Here is a 26,321-nt window from a genome sequence, read left to right on the forward strand (position 1 = left end):
GACTTCAGTCCGCGGACAGTTGTCGCTCGTCGACCAGCTTGGACCAGCGATCCGCGTCGTGCTTGATCAGCTTGGCAAACTCCTGCTGACTATTCGACTCTGGCATCAATCCTTGCGCTTGCAGGCTGGCTTTCACTTGGGGATCTTGCATCGCTTGTTTGATCCCTTGATTGACCTTCGTGATGATCGCTGCTGGCGTACCGGTTGGTGCCGTCAGTCCGATCCACAGTGAAGAATCAAATCCGGGCACACCCGCCTTGTCTATCGTGGGTAGATCTGGCAGCTCTGGGGACGGCGCCAAACTGCTCACAGCCAACGCCTTGAGTTGGCCCGTCTTAACAAAGGGCATCAGGCTGTTGGGAATGCCGAACATAACCTGTACTCGTCCGGCGGCTAAGTCACTGACGGCGGATACCGCACCCTTGTACGGCACGTGCAGCATTTCTATACCCGTCATGGACTTGAACAGTTCCGCAGTCAAGTGATGGGGTGTGCCCACTCCTGCTGAGGCGTAGCTGAGTTTGCCTGGATTATTTTTTGTGTAGGCAATGAGTTCTTTGACCGAATTCACTGGCAACTCCGCGTTGACCGCCAGCAGTATTGGTCCGGTGGCAATCAAGGAGACCGGTTGGAAATCCTTGATCGAATCGTACCCGACACCGGTCTTTTTATAGACGTAGGGATTCATTGTCAGAAGATTGTTGGGCGTGATCAAGAACGTGTAACCGTCCGCTGTCGAGCGCGCCACCTGTGCGGCCCCAAGATTGCCGCCTGCACCGGGACGGTTCTCGACGATGATAGGCACAGCCCAATCACTGGACAGCTTCTGTGCGAGCACGCGGCCCACGACATCGTTGCTACCGCCGGCCGTGTAGGGAACCACGAATTTGATGGGCCGGTTTGGATAGCCCTCGTCGGCTGCCTGCGCCGTGGACAAGCACGCGCCAGTGAACAAACTACAAAAGGCCACTTGAAAGAGCCGACGTTTACAGGATTGCATCATCATTCTGTCTCCTAGTTTTCGTTTTGGTGTTTGTGCCGTCAGGCAGCACCGCGTATAACGTCAAGAATATGGTGTGGGTCGTCCACTCCGTCGCCACGCCATGCGACATGTCCGTCGGGACGCACCAGCACCAGCTTTGCGGCATAGATGCGCGCCGCCTCGGGTTCGTCGTCGAGCGTCACCACTTCGAACGGTATGTGCTTTGTCGTGGACGCGGATCGCATCGCCTCGGCCTTCGCCTCGTTGTCGTCGGTAAAACTGAGCAAGACGAACGATTTGCCGAATAAATCCAAGATCGATCTGCCGTCCTTCAGCCAGACGTGTGGCGCTCGGGCACCAGGACGAGCATTGGGCACATAGATCCTGAAATCATCCGGTACGGGCGCAGTGCCGTCCGAGATGCAGATCGGCGATTCATCGTACCTGTGTCCAATCTGCAGTCCCATCGACTCCCATTCGACGCGTGTTGAATCGCGCAACCGTTTACCCAATGCTACCCGGGTGCGTTCGCCTTCGGGGGTTTCGTCGCATACGGCGCGAGAGTCTGGTGTGTCCTGCCACGCTTGAAAATTCTGTGTGGAGAAACTGGTATTTCGTTGTGCGATGGGCCGACGCTCGATCTCGTAGCTTCGTAACAGGGCAGGTCCTCCCCAGCCTTGCAAGACGCCTTGGAGTTTCCACCCTAGATCCAGCACTTCTTGTATGCCGGTATTCATACCCATACCTCCGGTCGGAGACATAGTATGAGCGGAATCTCCCACCAGTAGCACGCGTGCCTTAACGTAGTTGTCCGCGAGCATCTCGCTACGTCGCCAAGGTGTCACTGACAGCACCTCAAAATCGATTTCCGGCCCCTTGGAGCCGCCCAGCGCGCGGCGCACCCAAACAGTGGCATCGAACGATGACAGATCCATTTTTTCCTGAGAGCCCAGCACTGTTAGACGCCAGATGTCAGCACCATCGACAACAGTGAGGTTGCCCCACATTCCCTCGGGGCCAACAAACAGATAACGTTCGGCCTGCCCCATGGGATGCTTGCCTGCCAAGCCTGCGGCCTTGATGAGAATGTTGACCGAGTAGCTCAGCAATCGGCCCTGCATCGTGATTCCGGCCTGTTCCCGCACCAAGCTTGAAGCGCCGTCGCAGGCAAGCAAATATTGCGTCTGAAACAGCTTCTTATGGCCAGTGCGCAGATCGAGGGCTTCCACGCGCACCGATTCATCATCCTGCTCTAGACGGACGAAACGGTGCTGGAACAATATCTCTGTCTCCGAACTCGCCAGAGCGGCTTCGGTCAAGATTGGCTGCAGCCACAGTTGCGGACAGCGCTGCTTCTTTTCTGGCGTCTCGGGCGGCGTCGGACTGTCACGCATGCTTGGATACGTTTCGCGATCCAGTAGCAGGCCATTGAGGGACGTGCAGAACACCATAGATAGATCGTAGTCTTCAGGAAAGCCACAATCGCGCACCTGTTGAGAAATCCCCCATATGCGAAAGGCCTCCATCGTACGAATAGCGACCAATCCCGTGCGAGGGTGCTCGATCGTACCGTCGCCTTGCTCCAATAGCACGGAACGAACTCCCCGCCGTGCCAGATCGATACTCATGGCCAGGCCGATAGGTCCTCCTCCCACAATAAGGACCTGGACCTTGGCTAGTGTTTTCGACATGAATCTTTCCCTCAAGAGAATCTATGCACGGAGAACATAGTCATGCCACACTGCTAATACAGTCAAATCAATGATTGAGAGTTTCTAAATTCACGCTATGAATATAAAAAACTTCGATTTGAATCTAATGCGCGTGTTCGTCGTCGTGTATCGACTGCGCAGCGTTTCGTATGCGGCAAATGCGATTGGCTTGACGCAACCTGCGATGAGCAATGCACTACGCAGATTGCGCGAACAGTGCAACGATCCGTTGTTCACCCGTTCGGGGCGAACAATGGAGCCTACGGCGCTCGCCAATAGTCTCTTCGGTCCACTGGAAGCGGCATTGAGCGGCATCGAAACCTGCTTCGCACACGCCACCGCGTTTAGCCCTGAGTCAAGTACCAGGACGTTCCGTCTGCTGATGTCGGACGTCGGCGAAATGGTTGTATTACCGCGTCTGATGCTCGCTTTGTCATCCGCCGCGCCAAGCGTCAGCATTGAAGCGTCGCGGTTACCCCACGCCGACTATGCATCGGCATTGCGCAGCGGCCAGGCAGACCTGGCCATCGGCAATATTGGGTTCCTGCATGCTGGCTTCTATCAACAGCATTTATTCGATGATCGGTATTTATGTATTGCACGTACGGATCACCCAAGACTAACAGGCAAGATGACGTTGACGCGCTATTTATCACAGGGACACGTGGTGTCCACCGCCGGAAGCACCGACGCCCTGGTTGAAGAAACGTTACTGAGCCGTAGGCAACGGCGCGACGTCAAACTGACGGTTACGCACTACCATCGCAGCGCCGTCATCGTCGCTCAATCAGACCTGATAGCGACCGTACCAGGTAACGCGGTAGTGGGTATGGACGGACTAAAGACCTACGCGCTGCCGTTCAAAATGCCCCAAGCGCGCGTCCGTCAATTCTGGCACCGCCGTGCTCACACCGATACGGCTCACAAGTGGCTGCGCCAGTTGATCGCAGCGTTAATCTTAGGTTGAAGGGTGTGGCGAGGGCCCCATATAGCGTGCGCGCGGACGCAGCATCACGCCCGACAAGCGCTGCTCGGCCGCGTGCGCTATCCATCCGGCGGTACGGCCTACACAATGCAAATATACGGCTGCAGTCGCAGGCAGACCCAATACCCGGCACAGAATCACCAATGCGCCGAACAAGTTGGGATAGGACCCTGTCTGTTGATGAACTGCGTTGACAAACCATAGCAGGCGCTCTTTTGCGACGCTATCGCCCGGCAGATCTCGAATCATGCCGAGCAGCAATTCGGCGCGCGGGTCGCGATCATACAAAGGGTGGCCGAAGCAGGGGATACCAGAATATGCCAGTGGTCGATCAGTCGCAGTCAGAATATCTTCCAGATACTGGCCCAGATCCATCATGCCACCCGCCTGCATGGGACCCGCTTGAGCCATCAGGGCTGAAGCTACACATGCATGTACGTCAACGCCAGCGGAGGACGCAACCCGTGCGCAGAATGTAGGCGCCGACAGTTCGTTATCAGCGCTGAGCACGAGAGCGACATTCATCGCGGCCAGCAACGTGCCTTGATCCGACCGCTCGGATAAGCCAAAACCGCGCAGTAGTCGCTGGGCGACGAATTCCTCGTCTCTCCCAAGCTCGTACGAGCGCCCAGGCCCGAAATACCCGGAGACTCCCGCGAAAGTACCAATGAGTCGCACGCCGCTCATGCGCACATCACCTCGGCCAGCCGTGTCTTCAGCCGTCTCCAACGTGCTCAATTGCAAGGCCGCCATAGCCAAAATCCGGATGGGGGAAAAATCGCTTTTTTTATCTTGCCCTGCAAGGCCATACGGTGTCGCAGCCGAATCGTCTTTCGCCCAAGGCCACGGGCGATCGCGTCCCGGGGGGAGGCCGCCCCAGAGCAAGTCTGCCGCGTATTCCAGAGACCGTCCTTCGCGCGCTAGCGTCGTCGCAAGTAGCCCACGATAATGCGGCCCCGCAGGACTGATGTCGCAGATCCAGGTCTGCACCACAGGTTCTCCATAGCGTAGCGCCTGGGCCACGGGTGCCCCGCCGGCTTTGGCGCCAGCTCGTGTGCTCAGCTTTTCCAAATCAGACTTGCGATACAAGCTGGTGCGCTTGCCTGGTTCGGGCAGCGTCTTGATGAGACCTCGACTGACATAGGTGTACAGCGACTCTTTCTTAATGCCCAACATCGCTAAGGCTTCGTCACGGCGCACGTAGTCAACATCATTAACGCGACGGCCTGTGTCGCTTGACGCATGTGCGATAGCGTCGCTCGATGGTTCGTGCCGCTTGATCACAGAAATAGCCTCGAATTTATTAAATGGCGATTCGTCATTAGATCGATTTTATAGTCGATCTATACATCGATCAATGTCGATAATAAACTGTTCAGCACTGAATTCATACCACCGGAGACACACCTCATGCACACCGCCGCGATCCAATTACGTGAGCTTTCCCCCAGACTCGAGAAGACGCGGGAAAGCTTGCTGCGCGCCCGTCACTTGCCGGGCAGCGTATACAGCTCAGAAGAGATTTACGCCATGGAGAAAGAGCGGATTTTTATGACACACTGGCTCTCGGTCGGTCGCGTCGAGGAAATCCCCAATGTCGGCGATTACATGACGTTTAGCGTCATGAGCGAACCCATTCTCATCTCGCGACCCGCCGAGAATGAGATTCAGGTTTGCATGAACATGTGCCTGCACCGAGGTGTGGCCGTGGCAAGCGGCTGTGGGCATGCCAAGGACTTCAGTTGCCCATATCATGCCTGGCTGTTCGACGTCGGCGGCAAACTGATTGCGGCACCGGGCATGAAGGAATCTGAAGTTGACATGAGCGGTGCCCGGATGAAGCCTCTAGCAGTGAAGATCTGGCGGGGGTGGATTTTCATCAACTTTGCCGAACAACCATCCTCATTCGAGGACTACATCGCACCGTACGAGGAGGATCTGTGGTGGTTCCAATCGGGCGAATGCAAGCTGGCCGACAAAGTCGAGATCGACGTCAAGTGCAATTGGAAATTTCTGGTCGAAAATCTGATCGACATCTATCACGTGGGCGTGATCCACAAGAGCACGTTCGGCGGCTTCGTCAAGGGTGAAAAGCTGAAGTTTCACCTCGAAAAAAACGGTGGTTGGCACACTCAGTACGAAGCCCGACCGCACTCCAAAAGCGGCGAACAGGTGTTTCCCACCTTACCTTGGGCACAAGACAAATCATCAGGCATCGCCTGCAAGGCAGGCATCTATCCGAATCTGAACATGTCGATGCGGTCCGACAGTTTGCGCATGTGGCACGTATGGCCAATCTCTCCCAATGAAACACGGGTGATCTGTTATCTGCTATTCCCGCCAGCGGCCTTTTCTATTCCCAATTACGACGAGGAGCTGAAAAAATATCGAGAGTTCGTTCGTCAGATCATCGTTGAAGACGCTGTCATGGTTGAGTCGCTACAAAATGCGTCGGGTTCCAAGTTCTTTCAGCCTGGCCCCATGGCACCGATGGAGGAGGCGCTCCACCATATGGAGAACCACTACATTGATCTGATGGAGAGGTCAGCGTGACGACGGAGCAATGGATTCGGGTGGCAGACTATACCGACGTACACGAAGAAGACACCCTGGGCGTGGGAGTGGGCGACCTGCCTATTTGCTTGTACAAGCTCAATGGCGAAATATATGCCACTGATAACCAATGTACCCACGGTGATGCCGACCTGTCGGAAGGGCTGATACAGGACGGTTGTGAAATCGAATGCCCCTTGCATGAGGGTAGGTTCGATATACGCAGCGGCAAAGCGGTGAGTGCACCCTGTACGGAAAACCTGCGCTCTTATCCTGCGCGAGTAGAGGACGGGGGCATCTATATCCGGGTTGCGCTCGTATAAGGTATCTAAGCCATGAAAACCGTCATCGTCGGCGCCGGACAAGCGGGTGCGTGGGTAGCGCGCACGCTACGACAGCATGCTCCTGAGGCTGAGATAGTGCTGCTCGGACAAGAGGCACATCCTCCTTATGAGCGCCCGCCATTGTCCAAAGGAGTCATGTCTGGCGCACAATCCGAGTCGCCGTGCCTGCTGTCCGTCCAACAAGCACGGCAACTCGACATACAACTCAAGCTGGGTGCGACGGTGGTCGAGATTGATCGCAACCGCCGTCATGTTCTGTTGGAGCAAGGGGAATCGTTAACCTATAACTCGCTGGTCCTGGCCACGGGGGGAAGGGCGCGCAAACCCACGATAGCGGGCGGCAACCTGGACGGCGTGTATACCTTGCGATCGCTGGATGATGCGTCCCGCATACGCGCCGCATTACGGCCAGGCCTTCGCCTGCTGGTCGTGGGTGGCGGATGGATAGGTTTGGAGGTAGCGGCAACGGCTCGTCTACTTGGGTTAGAGGTTTCTTTGATAGAAAGTGGTTCGAGGCTTTGTGCGCGCTCGGTGCCGGTCGGTGTATCTGGCTTTCTGTTGAGCCTGCATCGGCGTCAAGGGGTGGATGTTCAGTTGGAGGGCGCAGTAACCGCGATCGATCGATCCGAAAACGCGGGCCCATTGCTGGCCCACACTCATCAGGGTGTCCAGGAGGCTGATGTGGTGGTATTCGGCATCGGCCTTGAACCCAATACCGAGTTGGCGACGGCTTGTGGGCTATTGGTCGAAAACGGAATTGTGGTCGATGCCCACGGCCGGACGTCGGATCCGTCCATTTACGCAGTTGGCGACGTGGCGAATCAACCGTGCACCTGGTCTGGCGCTCCTACAGAGGCGCGCATACGGCTCGAATCATGGGCCAATGCCCAGAACCAAGGCATCGCCGTTGGCGAAGTCCTAGCGGGAAAGATGCATTTGCAGCGGGACCTTCCTTGGTTTTGGTCAGATCAATACGATGTCAATTTGCAAGTATTGGGAATACCTTCGGAAGCTGGCGCCCACATCCTGCGAGGATCCGCCGAGAGTGCAAAATTCTGCGTATTCCAGGTCGTTGACGGCAGCCTGCACTCGGTCATCGCTGTCAATATGGCAAAAGAATTAAAGCTGGCAAAGCGCTGGCATAAACGAGGGCAATGTCCGAATGCCACCGAATTGCAGGATTTAGCGACGCGACTGGATCGGCTTTAGCCAGACAGCCGTAGGGAGCGGGCGTCGTGCGACATCCTTAGGACGTAGCCGAAGGCGTATCCTCCAGCACGCAGAGCAATTCCGCGAGACGCTCATCCAATGACGTCAACGTGTCTGCCGGTATCAACGCCAAGATTTCCCGTTCGTTTTTCACGTGAGCGACCACGGCGCGATCAATTAACGCAAGCCCGGCCGGTGTCAGCCTGACCAACATGCTGCGAGCATCGACGGGATTCGGCAAACGCGCCACCCAACCGGACGTTTCCAATCCCTTGAGCCGGTGGGTCATCGTGCCAGACGTGACCATCAACGCCGAAAACAGCACAGTCGGCGCCAGGCAGTAGGGCGCCCCGGCGCGCCGCAGCGTGGCCAACACGTCAAACTCCCAACTACTTAGCCCGAATTCCGAGAAGACCTGATCCAGCTTGCGCTGCACGAGAGCGGTGCAACGCTTGAGCCTCCCGATCGGACCCATCGGCATGACGTCCAGATCGGGACGTTCACGGCGCCATTGTTCAAGAATGACGTCCACCGAATCCAATTGCCGTGTTTTTCCCACCGTCCGCTCCATTTATCTTGACATCAAGATAAAATATCATCACCATTGGATTTTATCTTGAACTCAAGATTATTTTATGTCCAATCCCTCACATCACGCCATCTGGGGCGATATTGCGTTGACTGCACTCGCCCCTGTCATCTGGGGATCGACGTATATCGTCACCACGGAGTTGCTCCCACCGGACCGCCCATTTACGGCGGCGCTGATCAGGACATTGCCCGCGGGCCTGTTGCTTATTTTGTTCACACGCCGTTGGCCGGCGAGCCTAGGGCAGTGGGGGCGGCTGCTCGTACTGTCGGCGCTGAATATCGGTTTTTTCCAGGCCTTGTTGTTCATCGCCGCGTATCGATTGCCGGGTGGCTTGGCCGCAGTCGTCGGCGCAATCCAGCCGCTATTGATGATGGCGCTGGTATGGGCCGTCGATCATCGTCAGCCAGTCAGACTGGCGCTCTGGGCCAGTATTTTGGGGGTATTCGGCATGGCGGTCTTGTTGCTGTCACCGAACACGGTTTGGGACCCTGTTGGCATTGTGGCGGCGTTAGTGGGCGCCGCCTGCATGGCGACCGGAACCTATCTGACACGCCGTTGGCGCACGGATATGCCGGTGTTGGCGTTAACAGGTTGGCAACTGCTGTTGGGAGGAGGGATGTTGGCGCCCGTTGCCTGGCTGGCGGACGCGCCGTTGCCCTCCTTGACGCTGATGCAAACCCTGGCCTATGCCTACTTATCGATCGCGGGTGCCTTGTTGGCCTATGCGCTGTGGTTCCGCGGCGTCGCGCGACTACCGTCGGTGGCGGTCGTATCGCTTGGATTACTCAGCCCGCTAACCGCCGTGATTCTGGGCTGGGTATTTTTAGGGCAATCCGTGACAGGTGTATCGGCCATCGGATTCGTCATGGTGCTGGCCAGCATCCTGGCCGTTCAATGGGCGACAAACCGACCAACCAGAGCATAGGGGCCTTTCATCCGCCTCGCGGCGAATCATCAAGAGTGAGTTCGTCGTGCTCGTTCAACGCATTGCGGCCGCATATTGCCCCGGTGTCATACCGAATGTTCGACGAAACAATGCAATAAAGGCGCTGACATTGTCGTAGCCTAAATCCAGTGCGATCGCCGTTACCGGCTTGCCCGCCGCCAGTAGCTCGAGTCCTCTAAGCAGCCGCACGCGTTGACGCCATTCGGTAAAACTGAATCCCGTTTCGGCCACGAAACGACGCGTCAGTGTGCGAGGGGCGATGCCCGCCCATTGGGCCCAAGCCTGCATATGGCGTTCGTCATCGGGTCTATCGGATAAGGCCTGTGCGATCTTAAGTAGACGCGCGTCTTGGGGCATGGGCAGGCCGAGCTCGACTTGCGGCAGCAAGCGAATTTCGTCCAGAATGACTTCCGCCAACCGGGTTTGGACGATGTTAAGCGTCGTATTCGACGGCCACGACGCCGCCCGCGCCACAGCGGCCTGCAGCAGACTTGAAATCGACAGAATGCAGGGTGCTGGAGGCAACGTGTCACAAGCTGAGGCCACGATATAAACACTCCAGCCAGAGAACGGCCCGTGAGAACGCAGGCCATGTGGTACGTCAGGGGGTATCCAGACAGCGTGTGTTGCCGGTACAACCCAACGGCTGCCACCCCCGTCAACAGAAAGCAATCCTTGTGTTGCGCCGAGCAACTGGCCACGAGCATGGCGGTGAGCGGGTGTCTCCCGCACCGAGTCCGAATGCGAAATCGCGGCATACACCAGCGGTCCGCCAGCGGTGGAGGCTAATTCAAGAGAAATCAACGGATCCGTCATGGATGGCGTCACAGAGCTATTTAATGTCCTTTATACCGTACTCGGGCTAAAGCACTACGCCTACGATGACGACATCGACCATCATGACAAGGAGCTTTTTTATGCGTGCCGAAGACATTCTGAACGACAGTCAAAACCACGTCGAACGCGATGGCGTCGTTATCCGCAAAGGCAGCGTGGGCGCTTTCCTGGCGAACGCCACCATCTGGTGCGATCAGACGGCAACGAGCGAGCAGCGGCAGCGCGCGGAGCGCGATATGCGCGCTCTGCTGCCAGGATTACGCGCCATTGGATTATTCGACGTGTTTTCAATCCGCGACGAAGCCTTGCGCACATTGATTGACACACACTACCCGACTACCTGAGTGAGACACGGGAGCATTGCTGCGACGGCGGGTGAAACACCCTACACCCTCTAAAGAGAAATGCCTTACGTCATCCTAGTTTGATGTTCACATTCTTCGTAGCAGTGAACTCGAGTAGCTCCGCAAAGCACTCTTCGCGACCCATTCCCGATTGTTTCACGCCGCCAAATGGTGCCCCCATGAAATGCTGACTCGCATTGTTGATCCAGACATAGCCGGCCTGCATGCGTTTGGCCGCTCGATGAGCGATGTTCAGATTTTGCGTCCAGATCGAGCCGGTAAGGCCGAACTCAACACTATTTACCTGATCGAATAGGACGTTCTCATCCGTCCATTTGAACACCGACATAATGGGTCCGAAAACCTCTTCACGCGCCAGGCGCATCTCCGGGTGCATATCCGCGAAAATCGTGGCTTCGTAGAAAAATCCATCTTTTAAGACAGGATCGACCGGACGCTTACCTCCGCAGACCAATCGTCCGCCGTCTTCGTGTCCGACCTTCACGTAATGCTCTACCTTCTGCAACTGCGCTAGACTCACAAGGGATCCCATGGTCGTCTTCGGGTCAGTAGGAATGCCAGGCTTATGGCGCTCCGGAAGAAGCCGGATGACGCTGTCCAATACTTGATCGTGAATCGACTCGTGCAAAAAAACTCGACTTGTCGATCCGCAGCTTTGCCCTGACCAGGTGAAGTTCATACCTCCGATAATGCCATCCACAAGGCAATCCAGGTTCGCATCTGGATAGGCGATCAATGCATTTTTTCCACCAAGCTCAAGCAATACCGGTTTCAGGTGCTCCGCGGCGGTTCTCATGACGGCTTTACCGGTTGGCACACCGCCAATCAAAGTCACTTTGCGAACCAAAGGATGCTTACCCATCGCATCGCCACATTCGCGCCCACCACATAGGAAATTGACCACACCCGGGGGAAATATTTCCCCCACGAGTTCAGCCAGCCGCAGAATCGATAGCGGAGCCTGGTCCGGCGCCTTCACGACGATGGTGTTACCCGCGGCAAGAGGTGCGGCAAGCCGAGCGGCAGCAAACATAAACGGATGGTTGTACGCGACGATACGGGCGACGACACCAAGCGGCGCTTGGGTTGTGTAATTGAGGTTGCCGTCACCCATGGGGATGGTTTCGCCCTTTATCTCAGCGGCAAGGCCGGCGAAATACTCAAGGCAATCGGCCGCGAATCCAGCATCTTGGATCAGCGCAGAGACGGGATTGCCATTATTCAATGCATCCAGTTGAGCCAAAGGCATGGCGTGATCACGCAGCACGGCTGCGGCTCTTCGCAGGTAGCGCGCACGCTCGGCAGGCGGGATGGAGGCCCACCCGGGAAATGCCAAGTGCGCAGCCCGCACCGCTGCGTCGACGTCCGCGGCAACGGCGACCGGCGCCTGGGTGATGACTTCGTTGTAAGCGGGATTAATCGTGTCGGCGTACGCTCCCGATATGGGAGCATGCCAGGCGCCACCATAGTAGAGCTCTCGCTGCTTGGGCAGGATGCCATCGGGGATATCTTTGGTTCGCATTCCAGGTACCTGTGTGGAGAAAGGGGGCGACTAGTCGTCGGAGCGCGTTAGTCCTGCCGTCATGGCCGGGCCGTAGCCTGTTTGCACGACAGCATCTATTACGACTGTCGCACCAGTCTTAACGGCCTCAATGGCCTGAGGCAGAAGCTTCGCCAGTATTTCTGCGTCGTCAATGGGGCCAAACGCCGTGAGCCCTTGAGCTCGCGCCATTGAGGCGAGGTCAGGCTCTGGATCGGCGATACGCTGCCCAATCCAGCGATTCTCGACAGGGCGATTGCGTTGGCGCGCCATTCGCTCCTGATGAATCTCGTCGTTGAAGAACGAGCGGTTGTTGCATACCACCATGAGCATCGGAATGTGCGCATTTGCCGCTGTCCAAAGTGCATTGACACCCATCATGTAGTCGCCATCGCCGATGACAGCGACAGGTAGCCGGTCGGAGCCTTTCAACGCTAACGCAGACCCAATCGACATGCCTGGTCCAGAGCCGATTCCCCCACCGCCGTCGTAACCCAGGAAGTCCAGTGGATGGCGAAAGTCCCACATGTCACCGCTCCAACTCAACGGAAGGCGCATTAAGCAGGTCTTTTGATCTCCAATAGCGTCTCGTAGGACAGATGCCAACATCGGTACGGTCAATGCTCCAAGTGGCATCACCTTCGGCCGAACAGGAGCCTGAATAGGCACCGACGACGGTCGCGATTTGACATGTTGGTTCAGGAGTTCGACCGCTGCCTCAGGTTCGCTTAACAGGAAGACATCGACAGGTGGAAGCCCCTGGTGATCCATACTCCAACCGTTATGGCTGTAATGATCGACTGATACTTGGATGATCTTGCTGGTGACGATGTCATTGCCCCAGGCTTGCTTGAGCGTTCCCGCCAGATCCAGCCAGTCCAGACTCAGCACTACGTCCGCACGATGAAGTACTTCCTGCGCGCGGGCATTCAGAAAATGTCCACTAGGTGCGGCGTGCAGAGGATGGTCGGTGGGGAATGCGCAGCCAACTTTCAGGTCAGTCAAGACTTCGGCGTTCAGCGTTTCAGCCAACTTAATTCGCTGTTGCCAACCTGCCTCGTCTCTGTTGACACGGCCAGCAAGGATGACAGGCCGTCGTGCAGCCGATAACATCTCTGCCGCCTGCCGAATGATGTCGTCGGCAGGCCGTGCAGGGGGTGGGGCCAAGTAACGAGATGGGTCGGGCAGGGGTGGGACTGTCTGCAACTTTGATTCCTGCAGGGCCGCGTCAAAGCAGATGTAAACCGGCCCCTGTGGTGCGGTAGTCGCAATCTGCTTAGCGCGCAGCATCGCCTCTTGTGTCGCGCCGATGGACGTGGGTTGTGCGTCCCATTTGATGAAATGGCGTACCAAAGCCGCCTGATCCTGAGCGGTGTGAATCCAATCAATCCAAGGGCGCCGCTTCGCAGCATCGACAGGCCCGGTTGCACCCAACACGATGACAGGGACTCGATCAACCCAAGCATCAAAAATGGCCATCGAACCATGCATCAAACCCACATTACTGTGCAGAATAGCGGCCAGGGGCTTGCCCGTCACCTTGGCATAGCCGTGAGCGATTGCGACAGCATGCTCTTCATGCAGTACCACAATCATCTGGGGCTTGTCGTTGCCCAAATGATTGACGATGCTGTCATGCAAGCCGCGAAAGCTGGCGCCGGGATTGAGCAGAACGTACGGCATATCCATCGCGCGCAAAATGTCAGCGATGGCGTCGCTGCACCATATGGTCTGGTCTGGTACGAAAGGGGTAGGAATATCGCGACGCACGGAGGTGGGAGAGGGTACGGTCATTAACGCTCCAGCAGTAAGGGCGGATTAAGAAACGAAAGATCGAATCGCGGCGAGGTGACGAGAGGCGACAGCGATACGTCAAAGCGCATAACGCTTTAGTCGGGCTTAATGTGAGCCTTTTGGATCACGGCTGCCCAGCGCTTCTGGTCGCTCGCGATTAGGCTGTTGAACTCGTCGGCGGTACTGCTTTCGGCGAAGATACCTTGCTCCGCCAGCGTCTCCCTTACATCCGGCAGATCCAGTGCGCGTCGCAATTCGGCGTTGAGCTTGTTCACAACTGCCGGCGGCGTTCCGGCCGGTGCCACCATGCCTATCCAGATATCGCTTTCAAAACCCTTGACCGTTTCTCCAACGGTGGGGACATCGGGCAACAAGGGGATGCGGCTCTGGCCGCTAGCCCCTAGGGCACGCAATTTCCCGCTGCGGATATGGGGCAACGCGGAATTCAATGGGCAAAACATCATGTCAACGGTGCCGGCCAGCACATCAACCATCGCAGGCGCCGTACCCCGGTACGGAACATGCATCAAATTGACATCCGTCATCGATTTAAAAACCTCGGCGGCCATATGCTGAGGGCTGCCCGATCCTGCAGAGGCATACGACAGCTCCTCGGTGCTTGCCTTGGCCAGCGCGATAAGTTCGCTGACGGACGCGGCTTTGATGTTTGGAGATACGAGTAGGACCATAGGAACGCGACCGAGCATCGATATCCCTTGAATATCTTTTAAGACGTCGAACGGGAGTGTGGGATACAGCACCGGATTGACCGATACCGTCTGATTGGGTGCAATCGCAATGGTGTAACCGTCAGCTTCCGATTTCACCAAATAGTCTGTGGCGATATTGCCTGCAGCACCAGGCTTGTTCTCAACGATGACGGGCTGGCCAAAAGTCTCCGACATCTTCTGCCCAAGAACTCGTGCGAGCACATCGTTGGAACCTCCAGGCGGAAGTGGCACGATGATCCGTATGGGTTTGCTTGGGAAGCTATCGGCTCGAACTAAGGGCGAAAAGCTGGCTGCAGCTGCGGCTGCGCATATTGCGCCCAACAGGGTGCGGCGTTGATGTCTCATCCTTGTCTCCGTTGTTTTATAGGCTGAGAGTGCATCCTATTGAGAACGCCAAACTCCTTCAATCTTGATCATTGAATCAATGTGAGGTCAGCTAGCAACGATCGGTACGCAATGGGAATTGACCCTCAATTGCGGGAGAAAGTGTGTTCTGGCAGGGCGATTTATGAGCTTGCAAACACGCAGGCCCTTTAGGGACCGGGCTTAGGGCACGAACTTAGCTCTCGGACGCAGGAGGGATCCGTTGGCGTGTTGCTCGCGCACGTGCGCGACCCAGCCTGCTAAACGAGCCAAGGCAAACAGAGCTGGAGCGGCTTGGGCAGGGAGTTCGATCGCACGTGTCAACATCACTAGTGCAAGCTCCTGCCTGGGATGCTGACCTAAACGCGTTCGCATTTCATCAAGAAAGCCGAATATTGCGCGTGATTCTCGCGTCTGGGTACGACGACCGCGCACCATGTCGAGCAACTGCGCGGCTCGAGGATCTCCATCCGGATACAAGGGATGATGAAAGCCCGGTACATCCAAGCCCTGTGACAGCCGCTCATGCGCACGTCGCATGAGTGCGGCGCGCGATTTCCAATGTCCGAGGAAGTCCTGGACACGCTCGTACATACGTCCTACCTCAATCCCGGATGTTGCGCAGAATGCAGACGCCAGGCAGCTTTGTAATGAACCTCCCGCGGACGCTACGATACGGGCACTAAGGGTTCCGGGAGGCAATTCGTGATCGGCGAGGAGGATCAATAGGGCGCGCAGCGCGTCAATGTTCTCCGCGGTTGCGACCATTCCCAACGATCGCGTAAGCGCCTCCAGGATTGTTTCGCCACGTTGCATCGGTCGATAGCATTGAGTGGGTCCTATAAATCCGCAGCAAGACACCATCGCCTGAATAATCTCCCGGGCCGCAGACAAGGTGCTGTTCCGAGCTAGGCGCTGTTCGGTCGATCCCTGATTCAGCCCCAGCATCAACACGACAATGGCAAAGACCTCCAAAACATTGCTTCGAGGATTCGAAGTAGACATGGCCTGAGTCAGCGCTAACAGGGCAGTTTCTTGCCGGCGCACGGACCAACGGGGAGGTTCAGGGGGCAACTGGCCAGTCCAAAGCAATTCGGCGACGGCTTCAAATGACTCGCCGGAATTCACAAGATCTGCGGCCAATCTGCCTCGGTATCGCGGCCCTTGGGGAGTGATCTCGGTGATGGAAGTGGCGAGTATTGGCTCGCCCCAATCCATTGCCGAGGCCGCAACTGCGCCATGACCTGATCTGGCTTGCGAACGCTTCCTGAGGCGGTCAACGTCGATTCGGCGGTAGAGCTTTTCTTTTTGGCCAGGTTGCGCCACACTGCAAATCCAACCACGGCTTACGTACGCGTACAAGGTCTGTGGCCTTACTTTTAGCACGGCCATCGCTTCTGCGGCCCCGATATAATCGCCAAGCGAAGGCAGATCCTTCTCCTGTGTTGCGATTGACGCATAACCAGCATTGGCCGATGCGTCCTCGCCCCGTTCCGGCAGAGGGGGAACCGATGAGAAGGAGATCGTGGTCATTGCGGTACGAGGCCTAACCGACCAGGCGTTGTCTTGCCTTGAAGGCTCAGGCGACCTTGCGTTTGGTGGTTAGGCCGTCCTGCTTGCCTGGCACTTCGATAGGATGATGCAGGCTTTCTGTCCACGAAAGTGACTCCATGAAGATATTTAGCGGTTGGTCCTGCACCATCAGCTCATAACCATAGTCGTCATAGGACGCGTCGTTGTGAACGGTCCAGTCGGGCACGGACAACATACCGTGTAAAACCCAATTGCATACCTTTCGCTTGACTTTTTAAGTCTACCTCAGTAGGCACGCTATAGCGATGAATGAGCCTTCCGTTCAAGAAACGTCAAAGCGATCGGGATCGGTCCCGCAGGGCTGAGGGACGCTGAATACAAGAAGGCAACAGTTTTTGCATTGCTGTCACTTTTGTCAGGACATTGTCACGCTTATGACAGAGAGGAAAGGCCAGAATTCACGTTGAATTCATTCATCAATGCGAAGCTGATTAGATGTCCCCTAAAACGAAGCCGTACCATTCCGTTGTGCTCGCAATACTGGCCGAAAGCGGTGTCAGCAGCATTCTTGACGCGCCTTGCGGCCATGGATGGCTCGGGCATGCGCTTCAAAGCGTAAAGCCCGAGGTTCATTTGGACGGTGTCGGCCTATGGGAATTCCCCGAAGACGTTCCCATTTATCAGTCGGTCAAGGAACATGATCTTGACGAGCCTCTTCCGGATTTGGGGAAAAAATACGATGCCGTCGTCTGCGGCGAGGCCATTCATTTGGTGACGAATCCTGGCCTATTGATCAAGGGTTTTCGTGATGTCTTGAACCCAGGGGGAAAGCTGATTATCACCACGCCCAATACCTGGTTTTCGCGCTCACGTGGGCAGTTCCTGCTCAGGGGGTTCCATTCCGGCTTTAGCCCAATGATCGGGAAGCAGCGCGGTGACTACATCACTTATTTCCCATTTTCGTTCCCGCAATTGCATCTGCTGCTGCAGCGTTATGGGTTCGAAAACATAACCCTCCACGATGTCGATGAACCCAAGCCCAAGCACGCGTTGGAACATGTGTTGGCTTGGCCCGGCCGGATGTACTGCCGTCGACGCGCCGCGAATGCGGCAAACACCGCCGAGGCGATCTATTGGCGCCAGGCGGCAAGTGCTCAATCTCTTCATGGCCGGTGGTTGGTTATGTCTGCGATGTCGCCTCAACGGTTGGGCGAAGGGCGGGGGTAGATCACTCGGTACCAAGGCGACGGGAAAACAGCAAATTTATGATCGCATGCGTCGCAATTGCGCGGGAGGATACCCATAGCGCGCGCGCATTGTCCTGCTGAAATGCGACTCATCGGCAAAGCCCGCACGGAATCCGATGTCAGCGATGATGAATGCGTCGAACTGTGGCGAGAGCAGCAGTCGATACGCGACATCGCTTCTGGCTGCGATCAGCAGGGTACCGAAGGTTTCCTTGCCCGCCGATAATACCCTGTGCAATGTACGCGGGGAGATTCTGGCGTCGGCGGCGACTTGTGCCGCCGTCAGACCCGGTTCCGTGCAGCGTTGGCGTAGCGATTCGACGATTCTGTTACGCAAGTCCTCGTGTGTCGACTTTTTTATCACGCTGTCTTCAGCGCCACCAGGGACCGCCAACGTAATAAGCGCGCCGAGGTGATCTTCGAGGACAGCGACAGGCAAGGGCAGTTGAGCCTCATCGAGATGAATCAATTGATCAACGTAGGCGGACAGAACCCGTCCCCAGCCGTTGTCGCCCTCTAGTCTCATTCCCACGGCTCGGTCTGGGTCCGGCAACCATTTCCGGACGACATCGGGAGGAATTGAAATCGTGTGGTTGCGAAATGCATCGGGCAATTGCGACGCATATTCAAGCTCGGTATCGATGAGAACAAGATCTGTGCTATTGAGCTTGATCCGCTGCTCCTTGCACTGAAAGTCCCAGCCCGTGCGTCCCGACACCAGATGAAAAGCCCTGTCGCCACTGGCCTTGATGTTTTGCGATGTCCGGGCTGACTGTTTGGCTGAACCACCGATCGATGCGATACGCAAACGGCCCAACTGGGTCATTTGCATGTCGGTTATGAAATCGCGTGGATCATCACAATAGGTTGTCACGCAGATGAGGTTCTTTCTCACCATCTCGACATATTGATCGAAACGATGGTGAATCGGAATTTCATCCGTATTCCAACGAAAAATAGGGGCTGTTTCGTCGCTAGGCATAGAAGCTCGACCGATGATGGCGCTTTCAGTCATAGGGATGGCGCGCTCAGCCATTGTTTCTGACTGACTGTGAATACATCATATTACCTGCTCGGTCGGTAGCTTCCATGGGGACGGGTAGCGTGTTCGACGTTGATTCCGCGTTGCTCTTTTTGCGACACAGTTCAACACGAGATGGCTCTACCTCATCACGCAGGAAACCGCACAATACCGCGCTCCAAACGCCGCTTCACAGACGTTTTTTCTGGGAATGCAATCCCATTTACTCATCACAGCAGAGCATTATGACAAGCGAAACGATCCGCAATCCCCAGACAGACCAGCTTCTGACGCCCGAGAATTCGGCACTCATCGTTATCGACTACCAGCCGATCCAAGTGTCATCGATCCGCTCGATGCCGCGTGATGAGTTGGTGTTCAACATCACGGGCGTTGCCAAAGCGGCCCTCAACTACAACCTGCCGATTATCCATTCGACAGTCAACGTGGCGACCGGTCGCAACAAGCCGCCGATCCAAGAGTTGCAAGACGTGCTCGGCCACTTGCCGACCTATGACCGCACCTCGATCAACAGTTGGGAGGACACCGAGTTCAAGGAAGCGGTCAAGGCGATCGGGCGACGCAAACTCATCATGACCGCGCTCTGGACCGAAGCATGCCTGACGTTCCCCGCGTTGGACGCGATCCAAGAGGGTTTTGAGGTCTATGTGCCAGTGGATGCGGTTGGCGGCACGTCGTCCGCCGCACACGAGGCCGCGCTGCGCCGAATCGAGCAGGCCGGGGGCAAGCTCATCAGTCGCGTTCAGATGTACTGCGAGCTCCAACGCGACTGGGCACGAGAGGCGACTGTCCCCGGTTTCATGGACGTCTTTGAGAGCGCCGACGGCTTCAACCCCGAGAAAGCCAATGAAGCGGCAAAAAGGTCAGCGAAAGGCTGATTTCCGATGATGATGATGGTGGCGGCGATTGTGAATATCGCCGCCACCAATCCTACAAAGAGAAAACACGAATGAGCGAACTATTCATTGTCGTGAGCCTCAAGGCCAAGGCTGGCAAAGAGGACGAGCTACGCCGCGATCTATCCGTGGTCGCCGAGGCGTCGCGTAGGGAGGAGGGCAGTATCCGCTATGAGCTGCTCGGGGACCAGGACGAACCTGGACGATTCGTGTTTGTGGAGGAATGGTCGTCCCTCGAGACGCGCACCCGACATCACGAGCATAGTCCGCACGTCCAGTACTTCCATGCCAATGGCATGAACAACGTCGAGAAAGCGGAGTTCGCGCATCTGTTGAAACGCGTCGTGTGATCCCATTGACCCCATCGACACGCGTGCATCGAACGAAGACACCATCGTGAAAGCAGCGATTTACACAACAGGCGATCCCAATTCACCCTGTATGCGGTAGATTCAATAAACAAAATAGAGGGTGCTGCACAGCGCCACAATGCCGACCAGTGCTAGAACAAAAATCGTCCCTGAACCGAAGCTGCGTAGGGGAATAGGCCTGCCCGAGTACAGGTAATGGGGCAACAGGATGCAGATTCACGAGGCGGTCGCCAGCACCTCTTGCATCTCTTTCGCCTTTTGATCCGCGCAGCGTCGCAGCGCTTGCACAAATTGTTCAGTGGCAGGGCTGCGGCGCTTTCCTTTGGGAAACACCATACCGTAATGCAGTTTGGTGATCGGACGGAATGGCTTGATGACAATGTCCAAATGCCGCTGCGCGAGGGCGGCCATGGGCTCTGCGAGCGCAATGCCGCAACCCATTGCCGCCAATTGGATCGCGGTGGTGCTGAATGACACCTCCAAGTCGCTGTTGGCGCTGGCATTGGTCGCCTCAAACGAGGCCAAACAGCGCTGCTCCAGAATGCTGCGACGGCCTAGACTGATGTAGGACTCTTTCTGAACGTCTTTCGGCTCGATCTGGGCACGACCCGCGTAGGGATGATCGGGGTGCATCACGGCTACGATTTCACTCTGGCAGAATAGCTCGGTCTCGATGGCTGGATGTTCAAGTGGGAGCTGCACCAAAGCGACATCAAATTGCTGCTGAGCCAGCCACCACTGCAGTTCCGCGGGCATACGAGCGGTCAGCGCGGCTGAAAAATCGGGCGTTTGCAGGCGGCAATGCCCTAGTGCTTCGGCCGCCATTCCGTCAATGATGTGGTTGGCGGCGATGATACGCACACGATCTCGCCGACCGTGGCGCATGTCTTCCGCGAAGTCGTGCACGGCATCCTGAGCACGTAGTAGCCCGTATACCCGCTGATAAAGTGCCTGGCCGTCTTCCGTTAATTCCAGCCGCCGACCGACTTTGGTAAAGATTTCAAAGCCTGCGTCTTCTTCCAGTTGACTCAGGAGTCGACTGACCTGAGGTTGCGTACGGTTTAGACGCAAGGCGGCTTGCGCGATGCTGCCTCCTTCGACAAAGGCGTGAAGGGCCTCGAACGCGCGGTAATTCATGTCGAAATTCCAATGTCATTACTTGCGTTTTTCACAAGTATTCGGCCAAATTAAGAAATTGAATTATATGTTGGTCCGCCCCAAAATTTCGGTCTGAGACGCGCCGTCGGTGCACGATTGAAATGTAGGAGTGGTAACGCAGTGACTGAGGAACCGATTGTTGTCTGGGGCGGCGGCGCCATTGGCGGTGTCGTGGCGGCAAAGCTGGCCGACGCAGGTAAAGCTGTATTGCTGGTAGATGTAGTGCCGGCGCACGTGCAGACCGTGCGAGCCAATGGGTTGGAGATTATCGGCCCAGACGGCAATAGCGCGTTTTCTCGCATGGACGCTTGTTTACCCACCGAAATCCAGGGGCAGTACGGACGTATCCTGCTTTCGGTCAAAGGCCAGCATACCGAGCAGGCGGTCACCATGTTGCGCCCGCATCTGCGCAGCGACGGCTGGGTGCTGGCGCTGCAGAATGGCCTGACAGAATCCATCATTGCGAAGCTGGTGGGCGCGGAGCGCACCATGGGCGCATTGGTCAATTTCGCCTCGGATTATGTTGGCCCCGGGCGGATTCAGTTTGGTGGGGTAGGGTGTATTCGCGTCGGCGAACTGGACGGCCGCGACACGGCTCGCTCTCGTGAGGCGGAGTCCCTGGTACGGCTGGTCGATCCAGAATCGAGCTGGACAGCGCAACTGCTGGGCTATAAGTGGAGCAAGGTGGCCATCGGCGCGCTGTTGTTCACGACGGCGCTATCGAATGACACCATTGTCGAGCAGTTGGGCAACCGCAAGTATTTGCCGCTGTGGCGTGCGCTATGCCAAGAGGTCGTGCGGGTGGCCTATGCGAGCGGTGTAAAGCCTGTCCCGTTTGATGGATTTGCACCCGAGGCATTTTCATCAGAGGCGAGCGTCGCGGATGCGTGCCTACAGATGCAGCACATCGTGGATCACTGCCGCCGCTGGGTGGGAAAACCACGTAGCGGCGTATGGCGTGACTTGGCAGTGCGCAAGCGCCGCACGGAGGTCGATCCCCAGATCACCGACATCGTCGCTCATGGTCAGGCATCCAATATTCAAACGCCGACGGTCGCGCGCATGATCGCGATGATTCGCGAGATGGAAGCCGGGACTCGCGACTTTGGTCTCGCCAATCTCGACGAACTCATGGAGGGTATCCAGTGAAACAGAATTCCTATCAGGGGCAGCACGTCCTGTTAACGGGGGGCAATGGTCACTTCGGCCAAGAGCTGGCGAACGCTTTTCTGCACGCGGGTGCTGTCATCACGAGTGTCGACCGTGGGCCATCCGAACGGTCAGACGCGGGTATTCATCCTGTGGTACTGGACGTCACTGATGAAACCGCTGTGCAGCAATTGATCTCGAGCTGGACAGACGAGGAGTTGCCGCGCGTGTTGGTGAATAACGCAGGAATCTTCCCGTTCGTGGACATTCTGGATGCGTCGGCCGAATTGTGTCATCGCATCCTGGCGGTGAATGTCCTGGGGCCTTTGGCGTTGACGCAGGCGTTGGCCAAACGCTGGATCGCTGCGGGCATTTCAGGAGCAGTGGTCAATGTCAGCTCAGCGTCGGCAGAGGTCGCACGGACCAACGGCGCGATCTATGGGCCATCGAAGGCCGCGCTCGAGCAAATGACTCGTATCTTGGCATTGAAGCTGGCACCACATGGGATTCGCGTCAACGCCGTGCGCCCCGGATTGGCTCAGGGTCAGAATAGCCCTGAGCTGCCGCCGGAACATCTGAAATCGCTCTCTGCGGCGATTCCATTGGGCCGCATGATTGCTCCGGGTGAACTGAGCAACGCCGTGCTGTTTCTTGCGGGCGACGCGGCATCGTTTACAACGGGCCAGATACTGTCCGTGGACGGCGGCGGCGGCATCAATCGACGCGCCCAGATCTAATCCTCTAGGAGTCAACCTATGAACAACACACCGCCCAGCGTGAGCATGCACGAGGACCGTCGCATTTCCTTTCCAACCTATCAGTGGCCGGAGGGCAAGCGTAGTGCGGTCGCCTTTACGCTCGATCTGGATGCGGAATCGCCGTATTTCTGGGTCACGCGTCAGCAGCAGGCAGAGTCGCTCGGAGAGCTGGAACAGCGTCGCTACGGTCCTAGGCAAGGGGTCGCACGGATTCTGGCATTGTTAGACAAGTGGAATATCAAAGGGGCTTTCTACGTACCCGGCGTGGTGGCGGCGACCTACCCCGATTTGCTTCCCACGTTATTGGCGGCAGGGCATGAGGTCGGTTACCACGGCTATTTTCACGAGCGGCTAGACACGCTAGACGATGCGCTGTTGGATGACTATCTGCAACGCAGCATTGACGTGTTTCGAGCGCAGACGGGCGAGGCTATTCGAGGCTATCGTGCACCGTCCTTTGAACATTCACCGAAAAGCCTGGCTGCCCTGGCGCGCGCAGGAATCGCCTATGACAGTTCGTTAATGGGGTTCGATCATCCGTACACGATCAATGGCCTCGTGCAGGTACCGGTCACATGGACGATCGACGATGCGTTGTACTTTCGCTATACCAATAGCCCTCGCGACAAGACGCACCCTGCAAATCCCAATGCTGTCCTGGAAACCTGGATCGAGGAGTTCGAGGGCGTACGAGAATGGGGCGGGCTCTGCATGATTACGGTCCACGACTGGATCTCGGGCCGACCACAACGACTGCGCCTGCTGGACAAGTTCTTTGCCCATCTCTCGGCGGCGAAAGACGTCTGGTGGGCGACGCCCATGCAGATAGCCGACTATCACCGCTCGTCTATCAACGCGGGGCTCTTTGATGTGAGCGCGCATGTGGGGCGTTTTGCCCCCAGCGTGACTAAATAACCAATAAAAGGGGAATCCATGAACCAAAATCGTCGCGCCTTTTGTGCGCAATTAGCCAGCGTGCCGTTGCTGTCAGCGGTTGGCGCCGGCGTAATCGCGCCCTGGCGTGGTGCGCAAGCCGCCTCTACTTATCCTAATAAACCTATGTCCATTATTGTTCCATTCGCACCGGGCGGTAATACGGACATCATTGCGCGGATGATCGGAACGACGCTGTCCAAGCAGCTTGACGCCAATCTCGTGATTGAGAATAAAGCCGGGGCAGGGGGCAATATCGGGGCTGCTGCGGTCGCCCGGGCTAGACCAGATGGATACACGCTGCTCTACAGCACGGCGAGCTCGTTCGCCATCAACCCGCACGTTTATTCGAGCTTGCCCTTCGATCCTCGCACGGCGTTCGAGCCGCTGGCGGTCACGATCCAAGTCCCGGTGGTGCTGGTCGTTACTGCCGAATCTGGCATCAAGACGCTTGACGAGTTGGCGGCGCATTTGCGCGAAAATCCTGACACCGCAGCCTATGGATCTAGTGGCACGGGGACATCTAGCCACATCGCATGCCACGTACTGGCGCAAAAGCTAGGTGTACCCAAAGCTGTGCACGTGCCCTACAAACAAGGGCCTCAAGTCCTGACGGATCTGGTAGGGAAGCAGTTGACCTATGCTTTCGATGCGTGGTCGGTGGTTGGGCCGCAAGTCAGGTCGGGGCGTCTTGTGGCACTGGCCGTGTCCAGCAAGGAACGTCTAAAGGCCGCGCCGGATGTCCCGACGATCGACGAATTGTTGAATACGGATTTCGGCGTCGTGACATGGAATGCCTATGTTGCTCCCAGCGGCTTGCCGACGGAAATCGCGGCACAGTTGCGAGAGGCTATCCAGGCGGCACTCAAGGATCCGACCATTAACGCGCGCCTCGAAAACGAGGGCGTTCCCGCCTACGCGCCCATGACGGCCGAAGAGACGCGTACCTTCTTTGCGAACGAGTATGAAAAGTGGGGCGAATTGGTAAAGCTGGTCGGGGCCACGAGAGTCTCGTAAGCATTCGCCGTATGCGCAGCCCAGACTTCGATAAACCGGATCGCAAGAGCAAGGCTGCGATCCGGTGTCGACGCTATGGTTTAAGCCAATGCGATGTCGGGTGAAGCAGGCAGTGAACGCAGGTATTGCTGGGGAATCTGCAGTTTTCCGTTCAAGACCTGAGCGGCTCGCCACGCCCAATGGGGTTCAAACAGCATTTGGCGTGCGAGCGCGATCATATCGGCGCTGCCTTCTTTAAGTATCTGCTCTGCTTGGTCTGGTTCGGTGATCATGCCCACAACAATGACCGGTGCGGTGACGGCTTTCTTGATCCGCGCGGCGAAGGGAACTTGGTATCCGGGGCGGACGGCAATTTTCTGTGCAGCAGATAGCCCACCACTTGAAATGTCAAAGAAGTCGCAGCCGATGGACTGCAGTCGCTGGCACAGGGCCTCTGTTTCGTCCTCGTTCCAACCACCGTCGACCCAGTCGGTGGCCGACACGCGTACGCCCAGAGGGAAATCGGTTGGAAGCGCTTGTCGTACCGCGTCAAAGACTTCCAGCGGAAATCTCATCCGATTTTCCAGCGACCCGCCGTAGTTGTCCTGTCGCTGATTAGCAAGAGGAGATAAGAACTGATGCAGCAGATATCCGTGAGCCATGTGGATCTCGATGAGATCAATGCCTGCCGCCACTGCGCGATGGGCGGCTTGGACAAAGGCGTTTCGCACGTCTGCGATGTCGTCAGCCGTCATCGCGACAGGCAGCACCGTATCGGACGGTCTGGAAGCGATCGCACTAGGCGCCAACGTGTCCCAACCGCCTTGTGCGTCGGATAGCCGCGCGCCGCCATGAAAAGGCGCCTGTGTAGAACCCTTGCGCCCCGCATGGGACAACTGAATGCCCAGGGCGCCGGTCGAAAAGGTTCTAGTGGCTTCGATCGTAGCGGTCAGGGCGCGGTGTTGATCGTCGCCCCAAATGCCCAGACATCCCGGGCTGATCCTACCGTCCTTGGTGACGGCCGTGGCCTCGATCATGACCAGGCCCGCGCCATTGCTGCCGAGCATGCCGAGATGCATGCGATGCCAATCACCGGCACAGCCGTCGATGGCAGAGTATTGACACATCGGCGCAACGGTAATTCTATTGGCCAGCGTTAGCCGGTTGATGGAGATGGGCTGAAAGAGTAGGGGGGTGTCGCTGCTGAGGCGGTCTTGGGACATCGTTCCTTCCTGAAGGCAATAAGTCGTAGAGTTGTACTACGAATGATCCAAGGGTGAAGCAC

The 26,321-nt window shown here is 56.9% G+C and carries 26 protein-coding genes; 13 read left to right on the top strand and 13 right to left on the bottom strand.

Annotation, left to right across the window (positions count from 1 at the left end; translation table 11 throughout):
* Positions 1-4 precede the first annotated feature (4 nt).
* Positions 5-1,003, bottom strand: coding sequence for a Bug family tripartite tricarboxylate transporter substrate binding protein (locus ACYVDM_RS12880; RefSeq protein ID WP_460475395.1), 999 nt, complete (start codon positions 1,001-1,003; stop codon positions 5-7).
* Between the two features lie 38 nt (positions 1,004-1,041).
* Positions 1,042-2,673 (bottom strand): FAD-dependent monooxygenase, encoded by a 1,632-nt coding sequence (locus ACYVDM_RS12885; protein WP_415785193.1) that lies wholly within the window; start codon positions 2,671-2,673, stop codon positions 1,042-1,044.
* Positions 2,674-2,770: 97 nt separating this feature from the next.
* On the opposite strand from ACYVDM_RS12885, the gene ACYVDM_RS12890 reads away from it, so the two are divergent.
* Positions 2,771-3,661 carry a LysR family transcriptional regulator gene (locus ACYVDM_RS12890; RefSeq protein ID WP_415785191.1) on the top strand — a complete coding sequence of 297 codons (891 nt, stop codon included), beginning with the start codon at positions 2,771-2,773 and terminating at the stop codon, positions 3,659-3,661.
* Here ACYVDM_RS12890 and ACYVDM_RS12895 read toward each other — a convergent pair.
* Entirely contained in the window at positions 3,653-4,963 is a 1,311-nt protein-coding gene (locus ACYVDM_RS12895; RefSeq protein ID WP_415785189.1) for a citrate/2-methylcitrate synthase, read from the bottom strand. The two genes, ACYVDM_RS12890 and ACYVDM_RS12895, sit on opposite strands and share 9 nt — an antisense overlap.
* A 126-nt stretch (positions 4,964-5,089) precedes the next feature.
* On the opposite strand from ACYVDM_RS12895, the gene ACYVDM_RS12900 reads away from it, so the two are divergent.
* From ACYVDM_RS12900 to ACYVDM_RS12910, 3 genes are read left to right on the top strand one after another with little or no spacing between them, the layout of a single operon-like run.
* Positions 5,090-6,232, top strand: coding sequence for an aromatic ring-hydroxylating oxygenase subunit alpha (locus tag ACYVDM_RS12900; RefSeq protein WP_415785187.1), 1,143 nt, complete (start codon positions 5,090-5,092; stop codon positions 6,230-6,232).
* Complete coding sequence (locus tag ACYVDM_RS12905) at positions 6,229-6,555, top strand: non-heme iron oxygenase ferredoxin subunit (protein WP_415785185.1); 327 nt, start codon at positions 6,229-6,231, stop codon at positions 6,553-6,555. Before ACYVDM_RS12900 ends, ACYVDM_RS12905 begins: the two co-directional genes overlap by 4 nt.
* Before the next feature lie 12 nt (positions 6,556-6,567).
* Complete coding sequence (locus ACYVDM_RS12910) at positions 6,568-7,785, top strand: NAD(P)/FAD-dependent oxidoreductase (protein WP_415785183.1); 1,218 nt, start codon at positions 6,568-6,570, stop codon at positions 7,783-7,785.
* A gap of 37 nt (positions 7,786-7,822) precedes the next feature.
* Here the strand turns inward: ACYVDM_RS12910 and ACYVDM_RS12915 are convergent, their stop codons facing one another.
* The gene (locus ACYVDM_RS12915) at positions 7,823-8,344 is read right to left on the bottom strand and encodes a MarR family winged helix-turn-helix transcriptional regulator (RefSeq protein ID WP_415785181.1); all 522 of its coding nucleotides are present in this window, start codon (positions 8,342-8,344) and stop codon (positions 7,823-7,825) included.
* 76 nt (positions 8,345-8,420) lie between these two features.
* On the opposite strand from ACYVDM_RS12915, the gene ACYVDM_RS12920 reads away from it, so the two are divergent.
* The gene (locus tag ACYVDM_RS12920; protein ID WP_415785179.1) at positions 8,421-9,302 is read left to right on the top strand and encodes an EamA family transporter; all 882 of its coding nucleotides are present in this window, start codon (positions 8,421-8,423) and stop codon (positions 9,300-9,302) included.
* A 54-nt stretch (positions 9,303-9,356) separates the two neighbouring features.
* Here the strand turns inward: ACYVDM_RS12920 and ACYVDM_RS12925 are convergent, their stop codons facing one another.
* Positions 9,357-10,139 (bottom strand): AraC family transcriptional regulator, encoded by a 783-nt coding sequence (locus tag ACYVDM_RS12925; RefSeq protein ID WP_415785177.1) that lies wholly within the window; start codon positions 10,137-10,139, stop codon positions 9,357-9,359.
* Between the two features lie 101 nt (positions 10,140-10,240).
* Here ACYVDM_RS12925 and ACYVDM_RS12930 point away from each other — a divergent pair, with 101 nt between their 5' ends.
* Positions 10,241-10,504, top strand: a complete 264-nt coding sequence (locus ACYVDM_RS12930; protein WP_415785175.1) for a hypothetical protein — start codon at positions 10,241-10,243, stop codon at positions 10,502-10,504.
* Between the two features lie 70 nt (positions 10,505-10,574).
* Here ACYVDM_RS12930 and ACYVDM_RS12935 read toward each other — a convergent pair whose 3' ends face one another.
* The 5 genes from ACYVDM_RS12935 to ACYVDM_RS12955 all read right to left on the bottom strand — a co-directional run bounded on the left by ACYVDM_RS12935 (position 10,575) and on the right by ACYVDM_RS12955 (position 16,721).
* Entirely contained in the window at positions 10,575-12,047 is a 1,473-nt protein-coding gene (locus ACYVDM_RS12935; protein WP_415785173.1) for an aldehyde dehydrogenase family protein, read from the bottom strand.
* 30 nt (positions 12,048-12,077) lie between these two features.
* Positions 12,078-13,859: a thiamine pyrophosphate-binding protein gene (locus tag ACYVDM_RS12940; protein WP_415785171.1), complete on the bottom strand. Its 1,782-nt coding sequence runs from the start codon at positions 13,857-13,859 to the stop codon at positions 12,078-12,080.
* Between the two features lie 95 nt (positions 13,860-13,954).
* The gene (locus tag ACYVDM_RS12945; protein ID WP_415785169.1) at positions 13,955-14,791 is read right to left on the bottom strand and encodes a tripartite tricarboxylate transporter substrate binding protein; all 837 of its coding nucleotides are present in this window, start codon (positions 14,789-14,791) and stop codon (positions 13,955-13,957) included.
* 345 nt (positions 14,792-15,136) lie between these two features.
* Positions 15,137-16,486, bottom strand: a complete 1,350-nt coding sequence (locus tag ACYVDM_RS12950; protein WP_415785167.1) for a citrate/2-methylcitrate synthase — start codon at positions 16,484-16,486, stop codon at positions 15,137-15,139.
* 46 nt (positions 16,487-16,532) lie between these two features.
* Positions 16,533-16,721: a hypothetical protein gene (locus ACYVDM_RS12955; RefSeq protein ID WP_415785165.1), complete on the bottom strand. Its 189-nt coding sequence runs from the start codon at positions 16,719-16,721 to the stop codon at positions 16,533-16,535.
* A 260-nt stretch (positions 16,722-16,981) separates the two neighbouring features.
* Between ACYVDM_RS12955 and ACYVDM_RS12960 the strand changes: the two genes are divergently transcribed.
* Positions 16,982-17,713, top strand: a complete 732-nt coding sequence (locus ACYVDM_RS12960; protein WP_415785163.1) for a class I SAM-dependent methyltransferase — start codon at positions 16,982-16,984, stop codon at positions 17,711-17,713.
* A 36-nt stretch (positions 17,714-17,749) separates the two neighbouring features.
* Here ACYVDM_RS12960 and ACYVDM_RS12965 read toward each other — a convergent pair whose 3' ends face one another.
* Positions 17,750-18,769: a helix-turn-helix domain-containing protein gene (locus tag ACYVDM_RS12965; protein WP_460475396.1), complete on the bottom strand. Its 1,020-nt coding sequence runs from the start codon at positions 18,767-18,769 to the stop codon at positions 17,750-17,752.
* Between the two features lie 230 nt (positions 18,770-18,999).
* Between ACYVDM_RS12965 and ACYVDM_RS12970 the strand changes: the two genes are divergently transcribed.
* Both ACYVDM_RS12970 and ACYVDM_RS12975 read left to right on the top strand, forming a co-directional pair.
* On the top strand, positions 19,000-19,653 hold the full coding sequence (locus ACYVDM_RS12970) for a hydrolase (RefSeq protein WP_415785161.1): 654 nt from the start codon (positions 19,000-19,002) through the stop codon (positions 19,651-19,653).
* Between the two features lie 71 nt (positions 19,654-19,724).
* The gene (locus tag ACYVDM_RS12975; protein WP_415785159.1) at positions 19,725-20,021 is read left to right on the top strand and encodes a putative quinol monooxygenase; all 297 of its coding nucleotides are present in this window, start codon (positions 19,725-19,727) and stop codon (positions 20,019-20,021) included.
* A gap of 237 nt (positions 20,022-20,258) precedes the next feature.
* Here ACYVDM_RS12975 and ACYVDM_RS12980 read toward each other — a convergent pair whose 3' ends face one another.
* On the bottom strand, positions 20,259-21,179 hold the full coding sequence (locus tag ACYVDM_RS12980; RefSeq protein ID WP_415785157.1) for a LysR family transcriptional regulator: 921 nt from the start codon (positions 21,177-21,179) through the stop codon (positions 20,259-20,261).
* 141 nt (positions 21,180-21,320) lie between these two features.
* Here ACYVDM_RS12980 and ACYVDM_RS12985 point away from each other — a divergent pair, with 141 nt between their 5' ends.
* From ACYVDM_RS12985 to ACYVDM_RS13000, 4 genes are read left to right on the top strand one after another with little or no spacing between them, the layout of a single operon-like run.
* A complete protein-coding gene (locus ACYVDM_RS12985) occupies positions 21,321-22,349 on the top strand; it encodes a ketopantoate reductase family protein (protein ID WP_415785155.1) in 1,029 nt (342 codons plus the stop codon).
* On the top strand, positions 22,346-23,086 hold the full coding sequence (locus tag ACYVDM_RS12990; RefSeq protein WP_415785153.1) for an SDR family NAD(P)-dependent oxidoreductase: 741 nt from the start codon (positions 22,346-22,348) through the stop codon (positions 23,084-23,086). The genes ACYVDM_RS12985 and ACYVDM_RS12990 overlap by 4 nt, the downstream gene beginning before the upstream one ends.
* A gap of 18 nt (positions 23,087-23,104) precedes the next feature.
* Positions 23,105-24,022 (top strand): polysaccharide deacetylase family protein, encoded by a 918-nt coding sequence (locus ACYVDM_RS12995; protein ID WP_415785151.1) that lies wholly within the window; start codon positions 23,105-23,107, stop codon positions 24,020-24,022.
* 18 nt (positions 24,023-24,040) lie between these two features.
* Positions 24,041-25,057: a Bug family tripartite tricarboxylate transporter substrate binding protein gene (locus ACYVDM_RS13000; protein ID WP_415785149.1), complete on the top strand. Its 1,017-nt coding sequence runs from the start codon at positions 24,041-24,043 to the stop codon at positions 25,055-25,057.
* An 80-nt stretch (positions 25,058-25,137) separates the two neighbouring features.
* On the opposite strand, the gene ACYVDM_RS13005 is transcribed toward ACYVDM_RS13000, so the two are convergent.
* Positions 25,138-26,259: an NADH:flavin oxidoreductase/NADH oxidase gene (locus tag ACYVDM_RS13005; protein WP_415785147.1), complete on the bottom strand. Its 1,122-nt coding sequence runs from the start codon at positions 26,257-26,259 to the stop codon at positions 25,138-25,140.
* Between the last annotated feature and the right edge of the window lie 62 nt (positions 26,260-26,321).

Source organism: Bordetella tumulicola, from assembly GCF_054779135.1.